The organism is Streptomyces sp. CNT360 (assembly GCF_000424785.1).
The window spans coordinates 43,453-68,408 of record NZ_AUKO01000019.1 but is presented as its reverse complement, the minus strand read 5'-3'; the positions used below and the strand labels follow the sequence as shown (position 1 = coordinate 68,408).

Here is a 24,956-nt window from a genome sequence, read left to right as displayed (position 1 = left end):
CCGATCGTCCAAGAGGGCGTTCAGAACCACAAGACCGCGTTCACGTACTGGACCGTAGCCTCGTGCACTTGCCTCCGCCGCCCGGCCCCGACGCGGCACCCCGGGACCCGGCGGGTCCGCCCCGACGTGCCGGGGCCCGGCGGGTCCGCCCCGATGCGCCGGAACCTCCGGCTCAGGCGCCCAGCAGGTGGGCCACGGTATGGATCGCGAGGCCGGCGAGGGAGCCGACGACGGTGCCGTTGATGCGGATGAACTGGAGGTCGTGGCCGATGTGGGCCTCGATCTTCCGCGAGGTGTGCTCGGCGTCCCAGCCCGCGACGGTCTCCGAGATGAGGGAGGTGATCTCGTCGCGGTAGGTCGTCACCAGGTGGACGGCGGCGCCCTCCAGCCACCCGTCCACCTTGCCCTGCAACCGCCCGTCGCCCGCCAGGCGCTGCCCCAGCGACAGCAGCGCGGCACGGGCGCGCACCCGCAGTTCGCTGCGCTCGTCCTCGGCGGCGGCCACCAGCATCGCGCGGACCGCACCCCACACGGAGGCGATCAGGTCCTGCACCTCGTGGCGGGCGAGCGTCTCGTTCTTGAGCCGTTCGACACGGGCCCGGGTCTCGGGGTCGGAGCGCAGATCGGCGGCGAAGTCGGTGAGGAAACGGTCGACGGCGCCCCGCGCGGGGTGATCGGGCATGTCCCGCATCTCGGTGACGAAGCGCAGCAGTTCGCGGTAGACCCGCTCGCCCACCCTGCGGTCGACGAACCGCGGCGTCCAGCCGGGTGCCCCGCCCGCCACCGCGTCCATGACCGAATCCCCGTGCTCGCCGAGCCACTCGGCGGCACGGGTGCACACCAGGTCGACGACGCGGCGGTGGCCGCCGTCCGCGACGATCCGCTCCAGCAGCCTGCCGATCCCCGGCGCCACCTCCTGCGCGGTGGCCCGGCGGGTGACCGCCTCACCGACCACCGCCTGCACGTCGGAGTCCCGCAGCACCGTGAGCGCACCGCGCAGTGCGGTGGACAGCTCGGCCGTCACCCGCTCGGCGTTCTCGGGCTGGGCGAGCCAGGTGCCGAACCTGCTGCCGATGCCGACGGCGCGCAGCCGGCCGCGGACGACGTCGGCGGACAGGAAGTTCTCCCCCACGAACTCCCCGAGGCTCTGACCGAGCTGGTCCTTCTTCGTCGGAATGATGGCGGTGTGCGGAATGGGCAGCCCCATCGGATGCCGGAAGAGAGCCGTGACCGCGAACCAGTCGGCGAGCGCACCCACCATGCCGGCCTCGGCGGCGGCCGCCACGTACCCGGTCCAGGTGCCGGCGCCCGCATGCCCGGCCCAGGTGGCGAGCGCGAAGACGACGGCCATCAGCAGCAGGGCGCCGGTCGCGATGGCCTTCATCCGCCGTACGCCGCGCCGCCGCTCCTCATCCGCCGCGGTCAGCCCTCCGTGGCCGCTCCCGCCACCCCCTGGGCCGCCGGGGGAGCCCGGCGCACCCGATCGGCGCAGTGCGCCGCGCCCGCTTCCATCCGGTTCTCCGGTAGCGGGGAGACCGCGTGTGACGGGTTTCACGTGGGCATCATCATGACCGAGCCGCTCGCCCTCATTTGTCCGTTCCATCCGCTCCCACCGTCCCCCTGGACCGCCCCTGGACACCGCCCCGCAGCCGCTTTCCGGCCGTCTTGCGGCCGCTTCGGGGACTGCCATTCTCCCTCGCCCGGAAGCGAGTGGAACGGACAGCCGCTTGTGCGCGTCTGTTTGATCGGCAGCACTGGAACAACATCAACGACGACCCGGTGCCGTAGTCGGAACGACCGCCGACACCCCCGGAGCACACAGCCCCCCGAGGGGGTTCGTGCCCCTTTCGTGGGATCATGGCACTGCCGACCGACCGGAGCCGGGGCTCCGTCCAGTTCGAGGAGATCCATCGCGCGTGACCAGGAACATGGGCTATGCCCTGCTCGCCGGGCTTGCGGCGATCGTGGTCCTCGTCTCGACCGCGATATTCATCGGAGCGGGCAGCAACGGGAACGGACCGGGTGAGGACTCGGCGCAGTCCCGCAACTCTGCCGCGCCCGCCTCCTCGGGGAACTGGGTCGGCACCTGGTCGGCGGCCCCGGCAGCGGCCGAGCCGCACAGCCGTGACGGCTTCGCGAACATGTCGATCCGGAACATCGTGCACACCGCCGTGGGCGGCACCCAGGCTCGTGTCCAGGTCTCCAACCTGTTCGGCAACCGTCCGCTGACGGTCTCGCACGCCACCGTCGCCCTGGCCGCGGCCCCCAGCAATCCCACGGCGGCGGCCGGCAGCATGCGCCGCCTCAGCTTCGGCAACAGGCCCTCGGTCACCATCCCGGCCGGCGGCGAGGTCACCAGCGACGCGGTGCGGCTCAACGTGCCGCACGCCGCCGACCTGCTGGTCACCACGTACTCCCCCTCGCCCTCCGGGCCGGTCACCTACCACCCGTACGCCCGCCAGACCAGCTATGTGGCCGGTGGCGACCGTACCGAGGACACGTCGGGCACCGCCTTCACCCAGCAGAGCCCGTACTGGCGGTACCTGAGCGGGGTCGACGTGTGGAGCAACGAGACCGACGGCGCCGTGGCGGTGCTGGGCGACTCGATCACCGACGGGATCACCTCCAGCCCCGGCGCCAACCACCGCTGGACGGACTTCCTGGCCGAGCGGCTGCGCACCGAGCGGGCCGCACCCCGGCTCAGCGTGCTCAACGCCGGCATCAGCGGCAACCGCGTCCTGGTGGACGGCAGCAAGTTCTCGCCCAACAACGGGCCCAGCGGACTGACCCGCGTCAACCGGGACGTGCTGTCCCGTACGGGCGTGAAGGTCGTCGTCGTGGAGATGGGCCTCAACGACATCATCAAGCCGCCGCGGCAGCGGGACCCGGTCAAGATCGTGAACGGCCTGCGGGACCTGGTGCGCCAGGCGCACACGCGCGGCCTGCGGGTGGTGGGCGCCACCCTGACGCCGTTCGGCGGTCACCGTGGTTACCGTCCGCGCATGGATGCCGTGCGCCAGGCCGTCAACGAGCAGATCCGCGCGGGCAAGGTGTTCGACAACGTGGTCGACTTCGACGCCGCCCTGCGCGACCCGGCGCACCCCGAGCGGCTGCGCGCGGCCTACGACTCCGGCGACCACCTGCACCCCAGCGACAACGGCTTCCGGTCCATGGCCCAGGCGCTGGACCTCAAGCTGCTGAAGGGGGCACGGCCCGCCAAGCTGTGACGGCCCGCCGCCACGCCCGCGCGAGGCCCCCGTCGCTGCACGGCCCCACGCTCCACGGCCCCGTGCAGGCCGCTCAGCTCGTGTACATCCGCGCGATGACGTCCTCGATGGCCGGCTCGCGCAGGGAGAGGTCCACCAGCGGGTAGTGGGCCGCGATGTGCGAGACGAGAGGGGCGGCGCTGTCGGTGGCGGGGAAGGTGAGCCACTGGCGGGGCCCCTCGGTGCGGACGGTACGGGCCCCGGCCACGTCCTCGATCGGGGGCAGCTCGCGTGCCAGGTCCACCACCAGGGTGCGCTCGCCCCGGCCCACCTCGTGCAGCCCCGCGAGAGCACCGTCGTACATCAGACGGCCGTGATCGATGACCACCACCCGCCTGCACAACTGTTCGATGTCGCTGAGGTCGTGGGTGGTCAGCAGCACCGTGGTGCCGCGCTCCGCGTTGAGCTGCAGCAGGAACTCCCGCACCCGCGCCTTGCTGACGACGTCCAGCCCGATCGTCGGCTCGTCCAGGTAGAGCACATCCGGATCGTGCAGCAGCGCCGCCGTGATGTCGCCCCGCATCCGCTGCCCCAGCGACAACTGCCGCACCGGGACGTCGAGCAGCTCCCCCAGCTCCAGCAGCTCCACGCAGCGCGCCAGGTTCTCCTCGAAGCGGGCCCGCGGGATGCGGTAGATACGGCGCACCAGCTTGTAGGAGTCGCGCAGCGGCAGGTCCCACCACAGGGTGGTGCGCTGCCCGAAGACGACCCCGATGCGGCGCACCAGTTCGGTGCGCTCCCGCCAGGGGTCCACCCCGGCGACCCGCAGCTTTCCGCTGCTGGGGGTGAGGATGCCGGTGAGCATCTTGATCGTCGTCGACTTCCCGGCGCCGTTCGGCCCGATGAAGCCGGTCATCTCGCCGCGCCGCAGGGCGAAGGAGATGCCGTCGACGGCGTGCACCTCGCTGCTGGTACGGCGCAGCAGACCGGTGCGGCGCCGCACCCGGAACGTCTTGGTCAGCTCCCGGACGTCGATGAAGCGCTCGTCCTCTCCTGGAAGGGGACGCCCACCCCCTCCGACGGGCAGACGCACGTCGCCCCCCGCGGGGGAACGCCCCTCCCCACCCGCGGGAAGACGCTCGTCCTCTCCCTCACGGAGGAGGCGCTCGTCGGGACGTACCTCGCGGCGCTCGTCGAAATCCTCGTCCGTCTCCGGCACGGCGTCCACGCTCTCCCTCTCCCGTCAGTTTCCCGTGCTGCGGTACGCCCGCAGCCCCGCCCGCCACACCAGTGCGGTGCCCGCGCAGCACAGCAGGGCGACGGCAGGCGCGGCGAAGTCCACCCAGCCCGGCAGGGACAGCGGATCGTCCCGCCCCAGTACGCGCAGCGCCGGCAGCCAGTTGACGAAGGCCAGCGGCACCACGAACGTCACCCCGCGCACCAGCTCCTTGCCGAACACCGTGGGCGGGTACTGGAGCAGGGTCGTACCGCCGTAGGTGAAGGCGTTCGGCACCTCGGAGGCGTCCTGGGCCCAGAACTGGAAGGCGCCGCCGAGTACGAACACGCAGCCGAAGATGAGTCCGCCGCACAGCACCATCGAGACGGTCAGCAGCACCCGGCCCGCCGTCCAGTCCAGCTCCAGCCGCGACAGCGCCCAGCCCAGGACGAGCCCGCCCTGGCCGACCCGGCCCAGCCTGCGCAGGGCGAACCGGTCCGCCGCGATCTGGCTGAGCACCGGCGCCGGGCGCGTCAGCAGGACGTCCATGGTGCCGTCCCGCACCCGGCGGCCGATCCGTTCCGCCTCACCCAGCAGCAGGTCGGCCAGGCCGAAGGCGACGCTGGAGGTGCCGTAGAGGAAGGCCACCTCGGGCAGCGTGAACCCGCCCAGCTCGGTCACCTGGGAAAACATGATCATGATCGCGGCGAAGTCCAGGAAGGTCGTCGCGAAGTTCGCCGCCAGCATCATCACGAACGACGCCCGGTACGCCATCGTGGAGCGCACCCACATCACCGCGATGAAACCGTAGGCGCGCAGCCCCCATGCGAAGCGGCCCGCCCCACGGCGGGCCGCCGACAGTGCCTCAGCCACCCTGGACCACCACCTTGCGGGTCGCGACGGCCTGGAGCAGCCGCCCCGCGGCCAGCAGCACCGCCGCCCACATCGCCTGGAAGCCGAGCCCTGCCCAGCTCCCGTCCGGGCTCGCCCCCAGCAGCACGTCGGCGGGCACCTGGAGCGTGGCGGCCCACGGCAGCCGGCGGGCCACCTCGCCGAACGCGCCGGGAAAGACGGTCAGCGGCAGCAGCATCCCCGAGAAGAAGAGGCTCAGCAGGGTCGCCAGGGCGCTCAGCCCCGTCGCGTCCAGCAGCCAGAAGCTGCACAGGGCGAACAGGTAGCGCAGCGCGAAGCTGACCACCACCGCCAGTACGACGGCACACAGGAACAGCAGCCACACTGTGGGCGAGGAGGGGAGCGCCAGGTCGAAGGCGAGAGCACCGACGGCCATCGGCACCACACCGCGGCCCAGCACCTGGAAGGCGGCTCGTCCCAGGTCGGAGGCGAGCCACCACATCTGCAGGTCGACCGGCCGGTAGAGGTCGATGGAGACGTCGCCGTTGCGTACGCGTTCGTGGAACTCGTCCTGGAAGCCGCCGCCCATCAGCGCGGCGGTGGACAGCATCGCCTGGCCGACCCAGACGAACGTCAGCGCCTGCGTCTCGTCGTACCCGCCGAGGTGGGGACGCTCGTGCCACAGTGCGAGGAACGTATAGGCGAGAATGAAACCGAAGACGGTGTTGGTGAAGACGCCGGCCGCCGTGGCGACACGGTAGGTGGCGTAGCGCCGGAAGCCGCTCGCGGCCACGGCGAGATTGAGACGGAGCAGATGCATCCTTTCGAGCTCCTCCACCGTCTTTCCAGTAGCACTTCCGTGCGAGAACCGTGCGTGGGCGAAGCGACGGAGCTTAGTCCGGCGGCTCGGTGGGCCGCCACCGAATATCCGGACCCCGCCGCGCCCTGGGCTCGGTCTGCGGTGCGGAGGGTGCGAAAGTGTTCTACGGGGCGTACTACGCATCGCCCGCCATTGGACGAGGAGTCCCTGCAGACATGAGTGACGAGCCGAACAGCGACGCCGAAGGCCGTGAGCCGGAGTCGGACGGCCCGCCCGAGAAGAGCCCGCCCCCGGGGGACTCCCCTGCCAAGGGAAACCCCCCGGCCGAGGGAGACTCCCCTGCCAAGGGTGAGCAGCACGGCAAGGCGGCCGGGCCGGCGGCGAACCCCGCCCCGAAGCGGGCCGCACGCGGTGCCAGATCCGGCCCGGAGACGGTCACCGGCCCCACGAGGGCCACCGGCTCCAAGGGAAGCGCCGCCCCCAGGGGAAGCGCCGACCCCGCCGGGGACGTCTCCTCCGCGAAGAAGGCCGGTCCCGAGGACGCCGGTACGGCGGGGAACGAAGCCGCCCCCGGACGGGACACCGGTGCCACGGGTGGGACGGCACCCTCGGGTGACGCCGCCTCGGGTGACGCCGCCTCGGGTGGCGCGGCCTCGGAGGACACCGGCGCGGCGGCGGGCGAGGGCTCCGGCAGGAAAGATTCCGGCAGCACCACGGACAGCGGCGATGGGGCGGCAGAGCCCACCGTCAAGAGCCGCATCCCCTTCACCAGCAGCACCCCCCAAAAGAGCTCCCCCGCACCGGAGAGCGAGCCCGCCCCGGAGGCCGAGGCTGCCCCGGAGGACGGGAGCGCTCCGCAGAGCGAGGTCGCCCCGAGGGGTGGAGAGGCCCCGAAGAGCGGCGAGGCCGCGACGGGCGGAGCCACCCATGACAGCGGACAGGCCCCGGACCGCGAGGCCGCGACGGGCGCAGCCACGCCGAAGGGCGAGGCCGCCCCGGAGGGGGACGCGGGCTCCGAGGGGGGCTCCGCCCGGGAGAACGGTGCGGGCTTCACGAGTGCCACCGGTCCCGAGGAGCGCGGGCGGGGCAACGGGCGGACCCCTTCCTGGGCCACCGGAGCCGTCCCGGCGGCAGCGGGCGCGGCGGGCACCGCGGCCGTCTCCGCGGGGGGCGACACCCCCGCCGCGGAGACCGCCCTCATGGGCCAGGCAGCCGCGGCACCCGGCGGCCCGGGTGCCGCACGCACCCCGCCCGCAGAGAACGACAAGGCGGGCAAGGCCGCCAAGAAGGGCAGGAAAGGCAAGGAGAAGCGGCGCCGCACCGGCTGGCGCCGGCTCCTGCCGACGTGGCGGATGGTGCTCGGCGGCGCCCTGCTGGTGGTCCTGCTCGTCTCGGGCGCGCTGGTGGCCGGCTACCTGCTGGTCAGCATCCCGGCCCCGAACGAGGCGGCGGCGGCGCAGACCAACGTCTACCTGTACGCGGACGGCAGCCAGATCGCCCGGGACGGCGACACCAACCGGGAGAACGTCCCGCTCAGCAAGGTTCCCAAGGCGACGCAGCACGCGGTGCTGGCCGCCGAGGACCGCGACTTCTACCACGAGTCGGCGGTGGACCCGCAGGCCATGGCCCGCGCCGGCTGGAACATGCTGACCGGCGGCGGACGCCAGTCCGGTTCGACGATCACCCAGCAGTACGTGAAGAACTACTACCTGAGCCAGGACCAGACGGTCACCCGCAAGGCCAAGGAGTTCTTCATCGCGCTGAAGCTGGACAACGAGGTCAGCAAGAACGAGGTTCTGCAGGGCTACCTCAACACCAGCTACTTCGGGCGGAACGCCTACGGCATCCAGTCCGCAGCGCACGCCTACTACGGCAAGGACATCAGCGAACTGACCACGGCCGAGAGCGCCTACCTGGCCGCCCTGGTCAACTCGCCGAACGCGTACGACACCAGGGCCCACCCGGAGAACAAGAAACGGGCGCTGGCCCGCTGGAACTACGTGCTGGACGGCATGGTGCAGGAGGGGTGGGTCAAGAAGAGCGACCGGAAGGGCATGAAGTTCCCGGAGCCGGAGGAGCCCAAGCCCTCCCGGAACATGTCCGGTGAACGCGGCTACCTGGTGGAGGCCGTCAAGAACTACCTCACCAGCAACCACATCATCGACGAACAGCGCCTGCGCGCCGGCGGCTTCCGGATCACCACGACCTTCCAGCCGAAGAAGCAGAAGGCCATGCGGGACGCGGTCGACGACAAGCTGATGTCGCAGCTCGACAAGAAGAACCGCAAGACCGACAAGTACGTGCGCGCGGGCGGCGCCTCGGTGGACCCGAAGACCGGCAAGGTCGTCGCGATGTACGGGGGCATCGGCTTCACGGAGCAGTACACCAACAGCGCGACCAACCGCGAGTACCAGGTCGGTTCGACCTTCAAGCCGTTCGTGTTCACCTCGGCCCTGCAGAACAAGGCCAAGACGCAGGACGGCCGGCCGATCAAGCTGAACACGGTCTACGACGGCAAGAACAAGCGCGAGGTGGTCGACAACGGCCAGGGCACCGACTACGCGCCCGCCAACGAGGACCAGCGCTCCTACGGCCGGATCCCCGTCACCACCGCGATGGACAAGTCGGTGAACAGCGTCTTCGCGCAGATGGGCATCGACGTCGGCCCCAAGAAGGTCAAGCAGACCGCGGTCGACCTGGGACTGCCCGAGCAGACCCCCAACCTCACCGAGGACGGCTCCATCGCGCTCGGCGTCGCCGCGGCCTCGCCGCTGGACATGGCCGAGGCGTACGCCACGCTCGCCAACCACGGCAAGCACGGCGAGTACAGCATGGTCAGCAAGGTCACTCGCGGCGGGGAGGTCGTCGACCTGCCCGGACACGATCCGAAGCAGGCCGTCCCGCGCGCCGCCGCCGACACCACCACGGCCGGGCTGCGCAGCGTCGTCGAGGGCGGCACCGGTACCGCCGCCAAGGCCGCCGGGCGCCCCGCTGCGGGCAAGACCGGCACCGCGGAGGAGGACAAGGCCGCCTGGTTCGCGGGCTACACGCCGGACCTGTCGACCGTGATCGCGGTGCTGGGCAAGGACCCCGCCAACGGGGCCCAGAAGCCGCTGTACGGGGCCGGCGGGCAGGAACGCGTCAACGGCGGCGGCTACCCGGCGGAGATCTGGGGCGCCTACACCAAGGCGGCGCTGGACGGCCGCCCGGCCAAGGACTTCGACCTGGACACCTCCGGCAACGGAAGCGTGCCCAGCTCGCCGCCGGCCGATCCCTCGCAGCCGACGACCGGCCCGCCGTCCTCCGACTCCCCGCCGGACAGGCCCACCGAGACCGAGGAGCCGCCGGACGAGCCGAGCTCACCCGAGCCGCCGACCTCCGATCCGCCCACCTCCGACGGTCCGAGCATCCCGGAGACCGGTGGTGCCGACGGCGGCGACCCGGGCGGCGGTCCCGGTGACCCCGGCGGGGGCGGGGACCCGGGTGATCCGGGCGGGGCGGGCGGCCCGGGCGATCCGGGCGGCGGTCTGCCAGGCGGCAACGGGTGAGCTGAGCCACCACCTCCGGTCGCGGCTTTTGCTACGGTCCGAGGACCGGTCCGCCACGGCGGGCCGGTCCCGACGAGACGCGCCGTACCGGGACCGACAAGACGACGCACCCCCGCAGTCGTGTTCACGGAGGTGCCGTCATGGCCTGGATCCTGCTTGTCGTCGCCGGTCTCGTCGAGGTCACCTGGGCGATCGGGCTCAAGTTCACCGAGGGCTTCACCAAGCTGTGGCCCAGCGTCTTCACCGTCGCGGGCTTCGCCGTCAGCATGATGCTGCTGTCCCTGGCCGCCAGGAGCCTGCCCATCGGCACCGCCTACGGCGTGTGGGTCGGCATCGGCGCGGCCGGCGCCGCAGTGGTCGGCATGCTGCTGCTCGGCGAACCCGTCACCCCGGGGCGCCTGTTCTTCATCGCTCTCCTGCTGGTCTCGGTGGTCGGCCTCAAACTCACCTCCGGCACCCACTGACCCGGCCGGGGGCCCGGGGGTTGCCCCCGGACAGACACCGCATCGCTCTCCTGCTGGTCTCGGTGGTCGGCCTCAAACTCACCTCCGGCACCCACTGACCCGGCCGGGGGCCCGGGGGTTGCCCCCGGCGGTGGAGCCCGGAGACGGGTGAGGCGCCCCGCGGGAGCGGGGGCGCCTCCGTGTGGAGCGCTGGTGCGGGGTCCGTCAACGGACCCCGCGGGTGCGGGCCCTGCGAAGGGTCACAGGTACAGGCCGGTCGAGTCGTCGCTGTCCTGGAGGCGTTCGGCGGCCACGGCGTGCAGATCCCGTTCGCGCATGAGGACGTACGCGATGCCCCGCACCTCGACCTCGGCCCGGTCCTCCGGGTCGTACAGCACCCGGTCGCCGGGCTCGACCGTCCGCACGTTCTGGCCGACAGCGACGACCTCGGCCCAGCCGAGCTTGCGTCCGACGGCCGCCGTCGCGGGGATCACGATGCCGCCGGAGGAGCGGCGCTCGCCCTCGCTGTTGTCGGTCCGCACGAGCACCCGGTCGTGCAGCATGCGGATCGGCAGCTTGTCATCGTGTGTGGGGGCAGGGGTCCTTGAGCTCACCGGAAGACCGTATCCCAGCCTCGCGTCGGCGTCGGTGCCGCGTCAGTGACGACGGCGGCGGCCCTTCGAGCGGCCTGCGGGCTTCCGACGGGACGACAGCGCGAGGGCCCCGCCGAGCACGGCGACGGCCAGCACCCCGGCGGGCACGACACGCTCCAGGCGCGGGGCGCCGTCCTCGGTGACGAACTGGGCGCGCACATCGGTGACCGCCCGGTTGGCGGCGACGTACGCGCGTCCCGCCGTCCGGTCCACCGCGGCGGCGGCCTTCGCCTTGGCGTCGCCCATGATCGTCTTCGGGTGCACGCGCACGGCGATCTCGTCGAGCGCTGCGGCGAGGTCCTGCCGCCTGCGGACGATGTCCGCCTCGATGTCCGCGGGGGTCCTGGCTTCCGGCACCGAGCTGCCTCCGTCGCTGTCAGTCCTGCGTCCTACCGTGTGTGTCAGCGGCCATCCTGTCAGCTTGCCGGGGCCGATGCCCCACGGCACCCCCGAACGGCGGCTTCCGGCTACGCTCGGGCAGGTCCGGCTGCGACCGTCGGCCGGTCCCGCTGGCAGGCACGCTGCTACCGGCGGGTACCCGCAGCGGAGGCGGGCGGAACCCACCGGTTCCGCCCACCGCCCTGCCCGGCACGGACCTCGCGGACCGGCCCCCGGTGCGGAGGCACGCAGAGAAACGCGGAGAAACGCAGAGGAACAGGGCGGCGCGCACGAACCCGGTGCGCCCGCGCAGCACGGCGGACCGGAACAGCCCCGCCTACCCGAAACAGCAGTGGAGGAGCCCGATGAGTCAGCGTCTTCAGCCCGGCGACACCGCCCCCGACTTCACGCTGCCCGACGCCGACGGCAAGGACGTCTCACTGTCCGACCGGCGCGGCCGCAAGGTGATCGTCTACTTCTACCCGGCGGCCATGACGCCGGGCTGCACCAAGCAGGCCTGCGACTTCACGGACAATCTGGAGCTGCTGGCCGGTCAGGGCTACGACGTCATCGGCGTCTCCCCGGACAAGCCGGAGAAGCTGGCGAAGTTCCGCGAGAAGGAGTCGCTGAAGATCACGCTGGTCGGCGACCCGGGCAAGGAGACGATGGAGGCGTACGGCGCCTACGGCGAGAAGAAGCTGTACGGCAAGACCGTCACCGGCGTCATCCGCTCCACGGTGATCGTGGACGAGCAGGGCAAGGTCGAACGGGCGCTCTACAACGTGAAGGCGACGGGCCACGTGGCGAAGCTGATCAAGGATCTCGGGCTGGTTTCGGGGTAATTGCACCCGGCAACGAGGGGCCCGTGTTGCGTTGCGGTCCGCCTGGTGCGGTACTCATGAGGGATGAACCACGAAGAGGATCAGCCCCACGACCCGGCTGCCCTCAAGCGGCACCGGCACCTCTTCCGCGCTGTGAGACGCAGGCGGAAGCCCAAGGTCCGTCGTAGCGACATCACGGTGACGGACGAGGCCACGGTCAAGCGCGCCACGAAAGCCGCCGCCGTCGGCAATGCGATGGAGTGGTTCGACTTCGGGATCTACGCCTATCTCGCGGTCACCATCGGCAAGGTCTTCTTCCCCGGCGGCAGTACGCAGCTCCTGGCCTCGTTCACTGCGTTCGCCGCCTCCTTCCTGGTGCGGCCACTGGGCGGCCTGTTCTTCGGGCCGCTCGGCGACCGCATCGGGCGCAAGAAGGTGCTCGCCCTGACGATGGTGCTGATGGCGGCCGGCACCTTCTGCATCGGTCTGATCCCTGCCTACTCCTCCATCGGCCTCGCCTCGCCGGTACTGCTGCTGGTCTGCCGGCTGGTGCAGGGCTTCTCCACCGGCGGCGAGTACGGCGGTGCGGCCACCTTCATCGCGGAGTACGCGCCCGACAAGCGGCGCGGTTTCTTCGGCAGCTTCCTGGAGCTGGGCACCCTGACGGGCTACACCGGCGCGGCCGCCCTGGTGCTCATCCTGAACACGGCGCTCGGCGACGACGCCATGCTCCAGTGGGGCTGGCGCATCCCGTTCCTGGTGGGCGGGCCGATCGGCGTGGTCGGTCTGTACCTGCGGATGAAGCTGGACGAGACGCCGGCCTTCCTGAAGCAGGCCGCGCAGTCGTCGCACTCCCCCGAGGCCTCCGCCGTGGAGGCGAACGATCCGCGGCTCTCGGAGAACGCACCCCAGAAGGAACTCAAGACGATCTTCGCCGAGCAGTGGCGCACACTGCTGCTGTGCATCGGTCTGGTGGCCGCCTACAACGTCACCGACTACATGCTCCTGTCCTACATGCCCGCCTACCTGACCGACGCTCTGGGGTACGAGAACTCCATGGAGTTGGTCGCGGCCATCATCACGATGGTGGCGATGGCGCTGGTGATCCAGCGGGTGGGGCACCTCAACGACCGGTTCGGCCGCAAGCCGCTGCTGATGGCGGGCATGGCCGGGTTCGCGATCCTGACCATTCCGGCCTTCGCCCTCTTCCAGCAGGGCAGCTTCGTCGCCGTCCTGCTGGGGCTGCTGGTGATGGGTGCCTGCCTGGTCTGCCTGCTGGGCACGATGTCGGCGACGCTGCCGGCGCTCTTCCCCACCGATGTGCGCTACGGCTCGCTGTCCATCGGCTACAACGTGGCGACCTCGCTGTTCGGCGGGACGGCGCCGGGTCTGATGACGTATCTGGTCGACAGCACGCACGACAAACTGGCCCCGGCCTACTACGCCTCGGGGGCGGCGGTGCTCGGCATCATCGCGGTGGCGTGCATGAAGGAGACGGCGCGTCGGCCGCTGGAGGGCTCGCCGCCTTCGGTCAGTACCCGCGAGGAGGCCATCGCGCTGGCCCGGGCCGAGGCCAACGAGCCCACGTTCTGAGAGCGACCACCACGAGCAAGGCACCACGAGGGGCCCGCGTCCACCGGGACGCGGGCCCCTGCTGCCACCCCGCCCCGGCCCGCAGCCGTGCGTGCGCAGTACGATACGTGCGCGCGCGAGTGCCGGAATTGGTAGACGGGACGGCTTTAGGTGCCGGTGTCTTCGGACGTGGGGGTTCGAGTCCCCCCTCGCGCACCGCGCCCCGGCGGACCCCGCCTTCGCCGGTGGGTCTCCCGGGGGTTCAGCTCCGGGCGAGGGAGTCCCGCACGAGCGGGGCGAGAGCGCGGAAGGCCTTGCCGCGGTGGCTGATGGCGTTCTTCTCGGCCGCGCTGAGCTCCGCGCAGGTCCTGCTCTCCCCGTCGGGCTCCAGGATGGGGTCGTACCCGAAGCCGCCGTCGCCCGCGGGGGCGTGCCGCAGGATGCCGCGCAACTGCCCGTTGACGACGCGTTCGGTGCCGTCCGGGAGGGCGAGCGCGGCGGCGCATTCGAAGTGGGCCGCGCGGTGCCGGGCGTCGATGTCGGAGAGCTGGGCGAGCAGCAGTTCGAGATTGGCTGCGTCGTCGCCGTGCCGGCCTGCCCAGCGTGCGGAGAAGATGCCGGGCGCCCCGCCGAGGACGTCCACGCACAGGCCGGAGTCGTCGGCGACGGCGGGCAGCCCGGTGGCCTGGGCGAGGGCGTGCGCCTTGAGGAGGGCGTTCTCGGCGAAGGTCACGCCGGTCTCCTTGACGTCCGGAACCTCCGGGTAGGCGTCGGCACCCACCAGCTCCAGATCGAGACCGGTTTCGGCGAGGATCGACTTCAGCTCGGCAACCTTGTGGGCGTTGCGGGTGGCCAGGACCAGGCGTGGGGTGCTCATGACTCCAGTATCCCGCCGCCCCGCCCGCCGACCGCGGCGGGCGGGCACCCACGTGCCCGGAACCAGGCGTCGCCCAGGGGCGCAGGTCGGCTACGGCCCGGAGCGGGTGACGTGCGGGGCCCGGACGGGGGGCGCTTCAGCCGTTCGGGAACGGCGCCGCGGGGGTCAGCCGGGGGTGCAGACCTTGGTCAGTTCGTCGGCCGCGTCGGTGACCGGGCGGGTGCGGGGTGTCCGGCCCGCCTCGACGTCGGAGCGGACGCTCTCGACGGCGTCGCGCAGCGTGGAGACGGCCGTACCGACGTCACCGTCGTCCGTCTCCTTCTCGATCTTGTCGAGGTTCTTCTCGATGGCGTCCAGGGACTCCCGGGCGCGGACAGGGTCGTCGCCCGCGTCGGAGACGGCCTGCTGGAGGTCGTCCACGGACCCGGCGACGGCGGAGGCGGTGGATGCGCAGTCCAGCGCGCGGTCGACGGCCGCGCAGCCCGCTGTGAGCGGTACGGCGAGTGCGAGGGCCGCTGCCGCGGCCGCGACGTTCCTGCGGAGCACCGGCGTGGTCCCTCCCCCGGGACTGGTCGGGCCGCACGGTTCGACACGTGCGGCCCGCACCCCGTCAGACGCGTAAAGCGGCGGCAAAGTTCCCCGGCTCCGCAGCGGGATTCCGCACCGCCCACCGGGGCCCTCCCTCTCACCGAGGGCACCACCCGCCCAGGCCCCACCCGACCCCATCCGACGGGGCCGCCGCTCAGTGGCCGAGGGCGGTGCGCTGTGCGGCGTCCAGCCGGGCGCAGCCGGCGACGGCGAGGTCGAGCAGCCCGTCGAGTTCCGTCCGCGCGAACGGCGCCCCCTCGGCGGTGCCCTGGACTTCGACGAAGCGGCCGTCGCCCGTGCACACGACGTTCATGTCGGTCTCGGCGCGCACGTCCTCCTCGTAGCGCAGGTCCAGCAGCGCGGTGCCGTCGACGATGCCGACGCTCACGGCGGAGACGGTGCCGGTCAGCGGCTGCGCCTTGGCCTTGACGAGCTTGCGCTCCTGCGCCCAGGCGACCGCGTCGGCCAGCGCCACGTAGGCGCCGGTGATCGCCGCGGTGCGGGTGCCGCCGTCGGCCTGGAGGACGTCGCAGTCCAGCACGATGGTGTTCTCGCCCAGCGCCTTGCAGTCCACGACGGCGCGCAGCGAACGGCCGATGAGGCGGGAGATCTCGTGGGTGCGGCCACCGATCTTGCCGCGCACGGACTCGCGGTCGCCTCGGGTGTTGGTGGAGCGCGGCAGCATGGCGTACTCGGCGGTGACCCAGCCCAGGCCGCTGCCCTTGCGCCAGCGGGGTACGCCCTCGGTCAGGCTGGCGGTGCACAGCACCCTGGTGTCGCCGAAGGAGACGAGGACGGACCCCTCGGCGTGCTTGCTCCAGCCGCGCTCGATGGTGACGGGGCGCAGTTCCTCGGCCGTACGGCCGTCGATACGTGACATGGGGGCGAGCGTATCCCCGGCCGCGGCCTGGTCCGAACGCGGGAAGGCTCCCCGCCGGGGCCACCCCCTCCCCGGCCGGGGCGCGGGGTCACAACTGGTCGTTGATCTCCTCGGCGATGGGGTCGGCGTCGGTGCCGATGACGACCTGGATCGCGGAACCCATCTTGACGACGCCGTGCGCCCCGGCGGCCTTGAGCGCGGCCTCGTCGACGAGGGAGGGGTCGCCCACCTCGGTGCGGAGCCGGGTGATGCAGCCCTCGACCTCCTCGATGTTGTCGAGCCCGCCGAGTCCGGCGATGATCTTCTCAGCCTTGGTGGCCATGTCCTACTCCTGTGTTCCGGCCTGGTGGACGCGGGGCAGCGTGGTTGTCACGTTAGCCCACGATCAGCCCACCAACGCGGGCATCCGTCCGCTTTCTGGCGAATGATGGCGATTACCGGCGCCGAGCGGGGCCCGCCGTCCCACCGACGGGCCCCGCTTCGACGCTAGAGGTCTACACCAGTATGCGTCAGCCGCCCGGTCGACGGACGAGGGGCCGACCAGTCAGGAGGAGGCTTGTGAGCGCCGACGCCGCAGCCGAGCCGGGCAGGCCCCACCAGAAGCCGCAGCGCAAGTGGGTGTCCGTCTTCTTCCAGGGCCTGCAGAAGATGGGCCGCAGCCTCCAACTCCCCATCGCGGTCCTCCCCGCCGCGGGCATCCTCAACCGGCTGGGCCAGCCCGACATCTTCGGCGACGAGGGGCTGGGCTGGACCGATCTCGCCAAGGTCTTCGAGGGCGCCGGCAGCGCGCTGCTGGACTCGGCGCTCGGGCTGCCGCTGCTCTTCTGCGTGGGAGTGGCCATCGGCATGGCCCGCAAGGCCGACGGTTCGACCGCGCTGGCCGCCGTGGCGGGCTTCCTCGTCTACTACAACATCCTCCAGCAGTTCCCCACCTGTCCGCCCGGCTCGTCCTTCGACACCGAGATGAGCACCTGCGTGGGCGCGGGAGGCAAGGCCACCGGCGCGGCCACCTTCCAGAACCCCGGGGTCTTCGGCGGCATCGTCGTGGGGCTGCTGTCGGCCTGGTTCTGGCAGCGCTTCCACCGGGTGAAGCTGGTGGACTGGCTCGGCTTCTTCAACGGGCGCCGGCTGGTGCCGATCATCATGGCGTTCGTGGCGCTGGTCTTCGCCGTGCTGTGCCAGTGGGTGTGGCCGCCGATCGGCGACGGGCTGACCACCTTCTCCAAGTGGATGACGGACCTGGGCGCCTGGGGGTCGGGGATCTTCGGTGTCGCCAACCGTGCCCTGATCCCGGTCGGGCTGCACCAGTTCCTCAACACGTTCATGTGGTTCCAGTTCGGGAGCTTCAAGAAGCCGGACGGGGAGGTGGTCCACGGCGACATCAACCGCTTCCTGGCGGGCGATCCGAGCGCGGGCCAGTTCACCTCGGGCTTCTTCCCGATCATGATGTTCGCGCTGCCCGCCGCGGCGCTGGCCATCACGCACGCCGCCCGCCCCGAGCGCCGCAAGGTGGTGGGCGGCCTGATGCTCTCCACCGCGCTGACGTCGTTCGTGACGGGGGTGACCGAGCCGATCGAGTTCTCGTTCCTGTTCGTCGCCCCGGTCCTGTACGCCGTCCACGTGCTGCTGACCGGTGTCTCGATGGCGCTCACGTGGGCGCTGGGCGTGCACGACGGGTTCAGCTTCTCGGCCGGGCTGATCGACTACGTCATCAACTGGAGCCTGGCGACCAGACCATGGCTGATCATCCCGATCGGCCTGGGTTTCGCGGTGGTCTACTACACGGTCTTCCGCTTCGTGATCACCAAGTTCGACCTCAAGACGCCCGGCCGGGAGCCGGAGGAGGTCGCGGAGGAGATCGAGCAGGACAACACGCGCTCGTAGGCGTCGGCCGGTGAGCACCGGCCTCCCGGCTCCGGCCCGTAGCGCGCCCGGCAGGGCTGCCCGCCCAGGGCAGGGGTCGGCCACCTCACTGGATCACCTGCATCGCCTGGATCACCTGGGTCACCTGGAATCGGCCGTTCCGAACGGCACCGTGCCCGTGCTACTAATGGTCTACACCACTCTGTGGACTGGACCACCAGCGGGCCCCACCTCCTTCTCCGTGCGGCGCCCGCCCCCACCTGAAGGACACACGCCCATGAGCACGGACACCGCTGCGCCCGCGAAGAAGCGGGGCTCCGGCCTGTTCCAAGGACTGCAGAAGGTCGGCCGCAGCCTGCAGTTGCCGATCGCCGTCCTGCCCGCCGCCGGCATCCTCAACCGGCTCGGTCAGCCCGACGTCTTCGGCGACAAGGGCCTGAAGTGGCACGACGTGGCCGCCGCGTTCTCCGGCGCGGGCGGCGCCATCTTCGACAACCTGCCGCTGCTGTTCTGCATCGGCGTCGCCATCGGCTTCGCCAAGAAGTCCGACGGCTCCACCGCGCTGGCCGCCCTCGTCGGCTTCCTGGTCTACAAGAACGTGCTGGAGGCCTTCCCCGTCCACGAGGCGGTGGTCAAGGCGGGCGAGGACACGCCGCCGGTCTACAACGACCCCGGTGTCCTCGGCGGCGTCCTGATGGGTCTGATATCCGCGGTGGTGTGGCAGCGCTTCCACAAGACGAAGCTGGTGGACTGGCTCGGCTTCTTCAACGGCCGCCGCCTGGTGCCGATCCTGATGGCCTTCATCGGACTGGTCGTCGGCGTCGTCTTCACCCTGATCTGGGGCCCCATCGGCGACGCGATCACCGCGTTCGGCGAGTGGATGACGGGGCTGGGCGCCGCCGGTGCCGGCATCTTCGGACTGATCAACCGGGCGCTGATCCCGGTCGGTATGCACCAGTTCCTCAACACCGTGGCCTGGTTCCAGATCGGGGACTTCAAGAACGCCGCGGGGGACGTCGTGCACGGCGACATCGCCCGCTTCTTCGCCGGAGACCCGAGCGCCGGGCAGTTCATGTCCGGCTTCTTCCCGATCATGATGTTCGGCCTGCCGGCCGCCGCCCTCGCCATCGCGCACTGCGCCAAGCCGCACCGCCGCAAGGCCGTGACGGGCATGATGGTCTCGCTCGCGCTGACCTCGTTCGTGACCGGCATCACCGAACCGATCGAGTTCACCTTCATGTTCCTCGCGCCGGTGCTCTACGTGGTGCACGCCGTCCTGACGGCCGTTTCCATGGCGGTGACGTGGATGCTCGGGGTGCACGACGGCTTCAGCTTCTCCGCGGGCTTCATCGACTACGCCATCAACTGGAGCCTGGCGAGCAAACCGTGGCTGATCATCCCGATCGGACTGTGCTTCGCCGCCGTCTACTACACGGTCTTCCGCTTCCTGATCGTGAAGCTGGACATCAAGACCCCGGGCCGCGAGCCCGACGAAGAGGTCGAGGACCTGACGAAGTGATCCCGGAGTGACCGTCCCTCCCCCGGCCGGAGGAGGGGAGCAGCGGCGAGGGCCCGGCGGTCGCAGCGGCCTCCGGGCCCTCGCCGCACGCATGGCCCGTGCGCATGGCCCGCGCGCCTGTCACCGCACGCCGTCACCGCACGGCTGCTACAGCTCGTAGACGGCGCCGGGGCGCGCCATGTCCACGGGGCCGTCGAAGGCGGCCTTGGCGTCCCGCAGGTTGACCTGCGGGTCCGTCCACGGCGGTACGTGGGTGAGCACCAGCCGGGCGGCGCCCGCGCGGGCCGCCACCTCGCCGGCCTCCCGGCCGTTCAGATGGAGACCGGGGATCTGCTCCTTGCCGTCCGTGAACGACGCCTCGCACAGGAAGAGGTCGGCATCGCGCGCGGCCACCTCCAGGCCGGGGCAGGGGCCGGTGTCGCCGGAGTAGGTCAGCACCTTTCCGCTGTCGCGGTGTTCGATCCGGAAGGCGTACGCCTCGACCGGGTGGTCGACCCGTTCGGTGCCGACCCGGAAGGGGCCGGCCTCGAAGGTGCCGCGGGGCGCGAGCTGGTGGAAGGTGAAGACCTCGCTCATCGACGAGTCGGAGGGCGTGTCGGCGTACGCCGTGGTCAGCCGCTGCTCGGTACCGGGCGGGCCGTGCACCGGGATGGGTCCGCAACGGCCGCCCTCGTGGCGGTAGTAGCGCGCGACGAAGTAGCCGCACATGTCGATGCAGTGGTCGGCGTGCAGGTGGCTGAGCGCGATCGCGTCGAGGTCGTAGAGACCGCAGTGGCGTTGCAGCTCACCGAGCGCGCCGTTGCCCATGTCCAGGAGCAGCCGGAAGTCGCCGTCCTCGACGAGATAGCTCGAACAGGCCGAGTCCGTGGACGGAAACGACCCGGAACAGCCGACGACGGTGAGCTTCATGGAGTGGGAACCTCCGTTGACGGCAAGCGGGAGAAGTCCCCGTGTCGTGGACGAGGGGACTTCCGAGCGTAAGCCGCGCGGGTCCCGGTGCGTCCTCGGTGCGGCGTCGGTGTGGGCGGAATCACCAGTGCGGGGTAGCGTCGTTCCCCGACAGCTCACGGGCACGGACGCGACGGCCGCGGGCGTCGGCGGCCGAGCCGCGGCGGACAGCCCGGCCGTGCGGACAGCGGCCGCAGCAGGCGCTCGGAGGCGGGAGGCACCCATGGACACCGCGTGGTGGCTCGCGCTCGGCGCCGTGATGCTGCTCGCCTTCGTCGCGGCGCTGGTGGACGGGCGCGGCAGGCTCGGTCCCCGGCGCAGGGGCGCGGCCCGCGAGGCGCGCGCCGCGCTGCGGGAGGGCGCGCCCCTCCCCCGGCCCGGTGAGATCTGGCGGGCCAGTTTGCCCGACGGCTCCGAGCCCCTCTTCCTCGTCCTCACCGTGCGGACCGACGGCGCCCGGCTCGCGCGGCTCACGGGCGAGCCCTCACCGCTGCCGGTGCTGCCCTCCGGCGCCCCGGACGGGCCCGCCTACCTGGAGCCCGGGTCGGTCGCCGAGGTCGGTCTGGCCCGGCTCCGCGTCCGGCACGGCGAGGTCACCCCGGACGCCTGGGAGCGGGTGCGGCACCTGGCCGAGTGACCCGCTCCCTCCTTCGCCGGCTCCGCTCGGCACGGGGTCGGAGCCGGCTTGTGGCTCACGCCCAGAGCTGGCCCTGCACGGTGGCGACGGCCTCCTCGTCGGACGCGGCGGTGTACAGCCCCGTCGACAGGTACTTCCAGCCGCCGTCCGCGACGACGAAGACCACGTCCGCGCTCTCGCCCGCCCGCAGCGCCTTGCGGGCCACCCCGATCGCGGCGTGCAGCGCGGCCCCCGTGGAGACGCCCGCGAAGATGCCTTCCTGCGCGAGCAGTTCACGGGTGCGGGTGACCGCGTCCGCGGAGCCGACCGAGAAGCGGCCGGTGAGCACCGACTCGTCGTACAGCTCGGGCACGAAGCCCTCGTCCAGGTTGCGCAGCCCGTACACCAGGTCGTCGTAGCGCGGCTCGGCGGCGACGATCTGGATGCCGGGACGGTGCTCGCGCAGGTACCGGCCCGCGCCCATCAGCGTGCCCGTGGTGCCCAGGCCCGCGACGAAGTGGGTGACCGACGGCAGGTCGGCGAGGATCTCGGGGCCCGTACCGCTGTAGTGGGCGCCCGCGTTGTCCGGGTTGCCGTACTGGTAGAGCATCACCCAGTCCGGGTGCTCGGCCGCCAGCTCCTTGGCCACCCGGACCGCCGTGTTGGAGCCGCCCGCCGCGGGGGACGAGACGATCTGGGCCCCCCACATGGCCAGCAGTTGGCGCCGCTCCTCGCTGGTGTTCTCCGGCATGACGCAGACGATGCGGTACCCCTTGAGCCGGGCCGCCATCGCCAGCGAGATGCCGGTGTTGCCCGAGGTGGGCTCCAGAATGGTGCAGCCGGGCCGCAACCGCCCGTCCTTCTCGGCCTGTTCGACCATGTGGAGCGCCGGGCGGTCCTTGACGGAACCGGTGGGGTTGCGGTCCTCCAGCTTCGCCCAGATGCGGACGTCCTCGGCGGGCGACAGCCGCGGGAGCCGTACCAGCGGCGTGTTCCCCACGGCGTCGAGCGGGGAGTCGTAGCGCATCAGCGGCGGCCGTCGGCGTGCGGGGAGCCCCCGGCGACGGCGGGCAGGATCGTCACGCTGTCGCCGTCGCCGAGCTTGGTGGAGATGCCGTCCAGGAAGCGCACGTCCTCGTCGTTGAGGTAGACGTTCACGAAGCGGCGCAGCTCGCCGCCGTCCACCAGCCGGCCCTGGATTCCGGTGTGCCTGCTGTCCAGGTCGGCGAAGAGCTCACCGATGGTGGCGCCCGTGCCCTCGACCGACTTCTGGCCGTCGGTGTAGGTGCGGAGGATGGTCGGAATGCGGACCTCGATGGCCATGAGAGTGCTCCTGTCGGAGAGGAAGAGTGGCTTTCGCTGTGGCAGGCGGAGGCGCGTGCCCCTGCGTGCGGGCGGGGAGCGCTCGGGGACGGCACCGCGCGCGGCGCGGCGTGCGGGTCAGGCCGGCCGACAGATCGCGCTGGCGAGGCGGCACAGGTCGACGTGCAGGCGCGCCACGAGCAGCATGCCCGGGGTCTTGTCGAAGGCGCTCACGTCGTGGACAACCATGGGCTCATCGTAACGATTCCCGGACGGGGAATCGGATGCCGGTTTCATCATGCGGACGATTCCGTCTCACGAATGCCGGGAAACCGCTGCTCAGTACCTCTCGACGATTTCGACCTCCTCCTCGGTCACCTCACCGTCCACGATGCGGAACGAGCGGAAGGAGAAGGGGCCTTCGTCGTTCCCGCACTCCGCCGTGGAGACGAGCACGTAGTGGGCGCCGGGCTCGTTGGCGTAGGAGATGTCCGTACGGGACGGGTAGGCCTCGGTGGCGGTGTGCGAGTGGTAGATCACGACCGGTTCCTCGTCGCGGTCGTCCATCGCGCGGTAGAGCTTGAGCAGGTCGCCGGAGTCGAACTCGTAGAAGGTCGGCGAGCGGGCCGCGTTCAGCATCGGGACGAACCGCTCGGGGCGGCCCTCGCCGGCCGGACCGGCGATCACGCCGCACGCCTCGTCGGGGTGGTCCTGGCGGGCGTGGGCGACGATCCGGTCGTGCAGCTCCTGGGTGATGGTCAGCATGAGGGCAAGGATATGCACGCGTCCGCACACCCGTCCGGGCCTCCCGTCGCGGACCCCGGTACCAGGCGCCGCGGGACACACCGCGTACGACGAGGGGCCGGACCGTCCCCCCGGGGGAGTGCGGTCCGGCCCCTCGGCCGTCCGACTGCCGACTGTGCGGCCGGTGGCTCAGTCCTGGCCGGTGGCGGCCTCCGGCGCCAGCGCGCCGGCGCCCGGGGCGGCGTCGGCGGTCGCCGGGGTCGCAGCGGTGATGCGCGAGCTGCGGTGCGCGTGCGCGGTGTGGCGGGCGTGCACCAGCCAGTAGATCCCCATGACCACGGCCCAGCCGATGCCCACATACAGCGAGACGCGCGCCGTGTCGTCGAGCGCGACGATCACCAGCACCATCGTCAGGAAGAGCAGCGCCACCCAGCTGAAGACGCTGCCCCCGGGTGCGGGGAAGCTCGACCTGGGCAGCCTGCCCGCGACGACGGCCCGCCGGTAGAGCAGGTGGCTGATCAGGATCATCATCCACGTCCAGATACCGCAGGCGGTGGCGACCGAGGTGACGTAGGCGAAGGCCTTCTCCGGCACCACGTAGTTGAGCACCACGCCGATACCCATCAGCGCCACCGAGAGGGTGATGCCGGCCGCCGGTGAGGAGCGCGCGTTCAGCTTGCCGAAGTAGGTCGGAGCCTCCCGGTTCTCCGCCAGGTCGCGCAGCATGCGGCCGGTGGAGTACATGCCCGAGTTGCAGGAGGAGAGGGCGGCGGTCAGCACGACGAAGTTGACGATGCCGGCGCCGAGCGGGATGCCGATCTTGCCGAAGGCCGCCACGAAGGGGCTGACGCCGTCGGAGAACTCGGTCCACTTGACCACGGAGAGGATCACGGCCAGCGAGCCGATGTAGAAGATGACGATGCGCCACGGCAGCGTGTTGATCGCCTTGGGCAGCGTCGTCTCCGGGTCCCGGCTCTCACCGGCGGTGATACCGACCAGCTCCACCGCGATGTAGGCGAACATCACGCCCTGGAGCGTCATCAGGCTGGAGCCGATGCCGTTCGGGAAGAAGCCGTCGTGCGCCCACAGGTTGCTGACGGCCGCGGTGTCACCGGCCTGCGAGAACCCGAAGGTCAGCACGCCGAGGCCGATCACGATCATGCCGATGATCGCGGTGACCTTGATCATCGAGAACCAGAACTCGACCTCGCCGAAGACCTTCACCGAGATCAGGTTCACGCCGAACAGCACCACGAGGAAGACCAGCGCGCTGACCCACTGCGGGATGTCGGGGAACCAGTAGTGGATGTAGATGGCGGCCGCGGTCAGCTCGGCCATGCCGGTCACGACCCACAGCAGCCAGTACGTCCAGCCCGTCATGAAGCCGAAGAACGGCCCGAGGAACTCCCGGGCGTACTCCGCGAAGCTGCCCGAGACCGGGCGGTACATCAGCAGTTCGCCGAGCGCCCGCATGATGAAGAAGATGACGACGCCGGCCATGGCGTACATCAGAAGAATGCTGGGTCCGGCCTTGGCGATGTTCGCGCCGGCCCCCATGAACAGGCCGACACCGATAGCACCGCCGATGGCGATCATCTGGACCTGGCGGCTCCCCAGCCCGCGCTGGTAGCCCTCGTCGGAAGGTCCGGCTGCGCCGCCGCTTCCGCCCGTGCTTGCGGATCCGGGTTTGCCCCCGTCGTCCGCGACCTGCTCGGAGGTCATGTGGTGCGCCTTTCTCCATACCGATCCGGCCTGCCCGGATCGGGTTCCGATCCCCCCGGATGGAGTTGTCGGGCCGGCGATCGGCCGGCCGTGCGCCACTGTGCGGGCAGGGGTGGTGCCCGCAACACAGCGGATCGTGCAGGTGTACCACGGAGGTCTGTCCACGACGAGTGGTACAGACCACAGATAGAAGGGGCAGAGGCGGACATCACGCCCGCAACAGCGTCCCTGCCGTGATCTTTTCGTTAACCGGTCTTTACTGACCGTTTAACGGATACCGAAGCGGGACCAACCGGGATGATCAGGGCAGGCGGTCACGGGTTCGGGCGGCCGCGAGGCCGGGCGGGCAGGGGGTCGGGGAACCGGGGAACCGGGGCACTGCAGAACC

General features: G+C 71.3%; 24 protein-coding genes, 1 tRNA gene and 1 riboswitch. Of the genes, 9 read left to right on the top strand and 16 right to left on the bottom strand.

Annotation, left to right across the window (positions count from 1 at the left end):
- Positions 1-172: 172 nt before the first annotated feature.
- Positions 173-1,603: a DUF445 domain-containing protein gene (locus H297_RS0117330; protein ID WP_027738102.1), complete on the bottom strand. Its 1,431-nt coding sequence runs from the start codon at positions 1,601-1,603 to the stop codon at positions 173-175.
- Between the two features lie 325 nt (positions 1,604-1,928).
- Between H297_RS0117330 and H297_RS0117325 the strand changes: the two genes are divergently transcribed.
- The gene (locus H297_RS0117325; RefSeq protein ID WP_027738101.1) at positions 1,929-3,227 is read left to right on the top strand and encodes an SGNH/GDSL hydrolase family protein; all 1,299 of its coding nucleotides are present in this window, start codon (positions 1,929-1,931) and stop codon (positions 3,225-3,227) included.
- A 73-nt stretch (positions 3,228-3,300) separates the two neighbouring features.
- Here H297_RS0117325 and H297_RS0117320 read toward each other — a convergent pair whose 3' ends face one another.
- The 3 genes from H297_RS0117320 to H297_RS0117310 form a co-directional block, all read right to left on the bottom strand.
- Entirely contained in the window at positions 3,301-4,242 is a 942-nt protein-coding gene (locus tag H297_RS0117320) for an ATP-binding cassette domain-containing protein (protein WP_027738100.1), read from the bottom strand.
- Positions 4,243-4,449: 207 nt separating this feature from the next.
- Positions 4,450-5,214, bottom strand: coding sequence for an ABC transporter permease (locus tag H297_RS0117315; RefSeq protein WP_199787226.1), 765 nt, complete (start codon positions 5,212-5,214; stop codon positions 4,450-4,452).
- A gap of 73 nt (positions 5,215-5,287) precedes the next feature.
- Positions 5,288-6,094 carry an ABC-2 family transporter protein gene (locus H297_RS0117310; RefSeq protein WP_027738098.1) on the bottom strand — a complete coding sequence of 269 codons (807 nt, stop codon included), beginning with the start codon at positions 6,092-6,094 and terminating at the stop codon, positions 5,288-5,290.
- A 1,199-nt stretch (positions 6,095-7,293) separates the two neighbouring features.
- Between H297_RS0117310 and H297_RS36825 the strand changes: the two genes are divergently transcribed.
- Both H297_RS36825 and H297_RS0117300 read left to right on the top strand, forming a co-directional pair.
- Positions 7,294-9,642, top strand: coding sequence for a transglycosylase domain-containing protein (locus tag H297_RS36825; RefSeq protein WP_486589556.1), 2,349 nt, complete (start codon positions 7,294-7,296; stop codon positions 9,640-9,642).
- A gap of 43 nt (positions 9,643-9,685) precedes the next feature.
- A riboswitch (guanidine-III (ykkC-III) riboswitch) is annotated at positions 9,686-9,753 on the top strand.
- A gap of 29 nt (positions 9,754-9,782) precedes the next feature.
- Positions 9,783-10,106 carry a DMT family transporter gene (locus tag H297_RS0117300; RefSeq protein ID WP_027738097.1) on the top strand — a complete coding sequence of 108 codons (324 nt, stop codon included), beginning with the start codon at positions 9,783-9,785 and terminating at the stop codon, positions 10,104-10,106.
- Positions 10,107-10,345: 239 nt separating this feature from the next.
- Here the strand turns inward: H297_RS0117300 and H297_RS0117295 are convergent, their stop codons facing one another.
- Together H297_RS0117295 and H297_RS0117290 are read right to left on the bottom strand one after the other, a co-directional pair.
- Complete coding sequence (locus tag H297_RS0117295; protein ID WP_037794493.1) at positions 10,346-10,648, bottom strand: GroES family chaperonin; 303 nt, start codon at positions 10,646-10,648, stop codon at positions 10,346-10,348.
- Between the two features lie 93 nt (positions 10,649-10,741).
- Complete coding sequence (locus H297_RS0117290) at positions 10,742-11,095, bottom strand: DUF3618 domain-containing protein (RefSeq protein ID WP_027738095.1); 354 nt, start codon at positions 11,093-11,095, stop codon at positions 10,742-10,744.
- 386 nt (positions 11,096-11,481) lie between these two features.
- Here H297_RS0117290 and bcp point away from each other — a divergent pair, with 386 nt between their 5' ends.
- From bcp to H297_RS0117275, 3 genes are all read left to right on the top strand, one after another.
- On the top strand, positions 11,482-11,958 hold the full coding sequence (gene bcp / locus H297_RS0117285; RefSeq protein WP_027738094.1) for a thioredoxin-dependent thiol peroxidase: 477 nt from the start codon (positions 11,482-11,484) through the stop codon (positions 11,956-11,958).
- Positions 11,959-12,021: 63 nt separating this feature from the next.
- Positions 12,022-13,530, top strand: a complete 1,509-nt coding sequence (locus tag H297_RS0117280) for an MFS transporter (protein WP_027738093.1) — start codon at positions 12,022-12,024, stop codon at positions 13,528-13,530.
- A 113-nt stretch (positions 13,531-13,643) separates the two neighbouring features.
- A tRNA-Leu gene (locus tag H297_RS0117275) sits at positions 13,644-13,725 on the top strand.
- Between the two features lie 46 nt (positions 13,726-13,771).
- On the opposite strand, the gene rdgB is transcribed toward H297_RS0117275, so the two are convergent.
- From rdgB to H297_RS0117255, 4 genes are all read right to left on the bottom strand, one after another.
- The gene (gene rdgB / locus H297_RS0117270) at positions 13,772-14,386 is read right to left on the bottom strand and encodes an RdgB/HAM1 family non-canonical purine NTP pyrophosphatase (RefSeq protein ID WP_027738092.1); all 615 of its coding nucleotides are present in this window, start codon (positions 14,384-14,386) and stop codon (positions 13,772-13,774) included.
- A 165-nt stretch (positions 14,387-14,551) separates the two neighbouring features.
- On the bottom strand, positions 14,552-14,932 hold the full coding sequence (locus tag H297_RS0117265) for a hypothetical protein (protein WP_027738091.1): 381 nt from the start codon (positions 14,930-14,932) through the stop codon (positions 14,552-14,554).
- A 196-nt stretch (positions 14,933-15,128) separates the two neighbouring features.
- Positions 15,129-15,854 carry a ribonuclease PH gene (rph, locus tag H297_RS0117260; protein WP_027738090.1) on the bottom strand — a complete coding sequence of 242 codons (726 nt, stop codon included), beginning with the start codon at positions 15,852-15,854 and terminating at the stop codon, positions 15,129-15,131.
- An 88-nt stretch (positions 15,855-15,942) separates the two neighbouring features.
- Positions 15,943-16,176 carry a PTS glucose/sucrose transporter subunit IIB gene (locus H297_RS0117255; protein ID WP_027738089.1) on the bottom strand — a complete coding sequence of 78 codons (234 nt, stop codon included), beginning with the start codon at positions 16,174-16,176 and terminating at the stop codon, positions 15,943-15,945.
- A gap of 236 nt (positions 16,177-16,412) precedes the next feature.
- Between H297_RS0117255 and H297_RS0117250 the strand changes: the two genes are divergently transcribed.
- Complete coding sequence (locus H297_RS0117250; RefSeq protein ID WP_027738088.1) at positions 16,413-17,738, top strand: PTS transporter subunit EIIC; 1,326 nt, start codon at positions 16,413-16,415, stop codon at positions 17,736-17,738.
- A 256-nt stretch (positions 17,739-17,994) separates the two neighbouring features.
- Complete coding sequence (locus H297_RS0117245) at positions 17,995-19,236, top strand: PTS transporter subunit EIIC (protein ID WP_027738087.1); 1,242 nt, start codon at positions 17,995-17,997, stop codon at positions 19,234-19,236.
- 147 nt (positions 19,237-19,383) lie between these two features.
- On the opposite strand, the gene H297_RS0117240 is transcribed toward H297_RS0117245, so the two are convergent.
- Positions 19,384-20,145 carry an MBL fold metallo-hydrolase gene (locus tag H297_RS0117240; protein ID WP_027738086.1) on the bottom strand — a complete coding sequence of 254 codons (762 nt, stop codon included), beginning with the start codon at positions 20,143-20,145 and terminating at the stop codon, positions 19,384-19,386.
- Between the two features lie 262 nt (positions 20,146-20,407).
- Here H297_RS0117240 and H297_RS0117235 point away from each other — a divergent pair, with 262 nt between their 5' ends.
- Positions 20,408-20,821, top strand: a complete 414-nt coding sequence (locus H297_RS0117235; RefSeq protein ID WP_027738085.1) for a hypothetical protein — start codon at positions 20,408-20,410, stop codon at positions 20,819-20,821.
- Between the two features lie 55 nt (positions 20,822-20,876).
- On the opposite strand, the gene H297_RS0117230 is transcribed toward H297_RS0117235, so the two are convergent.
- The 5 genes from H297_RS0117230 to H297_RS36820 form a co-directional block, all read right to left on the bottom strand.
- Positions 20,877-21,827, bottom strand: a complete 951-nt coding sequence (locus H297_RS0117230) for a cysteine synthase (protein ID WP_027738084.1) — start codon at positions 21,825-21,827, stop codon at positions 20,877-20,879.
- Positions 21,827-22,123, bottom strand: a complete 297-nt coding sequence (locus tag H297_RS0117225; RefSeq protein WP_027738083.1) for a MoaD/ThiS family protein — start codon at positions 22,121-22,123, stop codon at positions 21,827-21,829. Before H297_RS0117225 ends, H297_RS0117230 begins: the two co-directional genes overlap by 1 nt.
- A gap of 117 nt (positions 22,124-22,240) precedes the next feature.
- Positions 22,241-22,351, bottom strand: a complete 111-nt coding sequence (locus H297_RS44305) for a putative leader peptide (RefSeq protein ID WP_341483251.1) — start codon at positions 22,349-22,351, stop codon at positions 22,241-22,243.
- A gap of 90 nt (positions 22,352-22,441) precedes the next feature.
- Positions 22,442-22,867, bottom strand: a complete 426-nt coding sequence (locus H297_RS0117215) for a M67 family metallopeptidase (protein ID WP_027738082.1) — start codon at positions 22,865-22,867, stop codon at positions 22,442-22,444.
- Between the two features lie 168 nt (positions 22,868-23,035).
- On the bottom strand, positions 23,036-24,568 hold the full coding sequence (locus tag H297_RS36820; protein ID WP_078514216.1) for an amino acid permease: 1,533 nt from the start codon (positions 24,566-24,568) through the stop codon (positions 23,036-23,038).
- Positions 24,569-24,956: the final 388 nt, after the last annotated feature.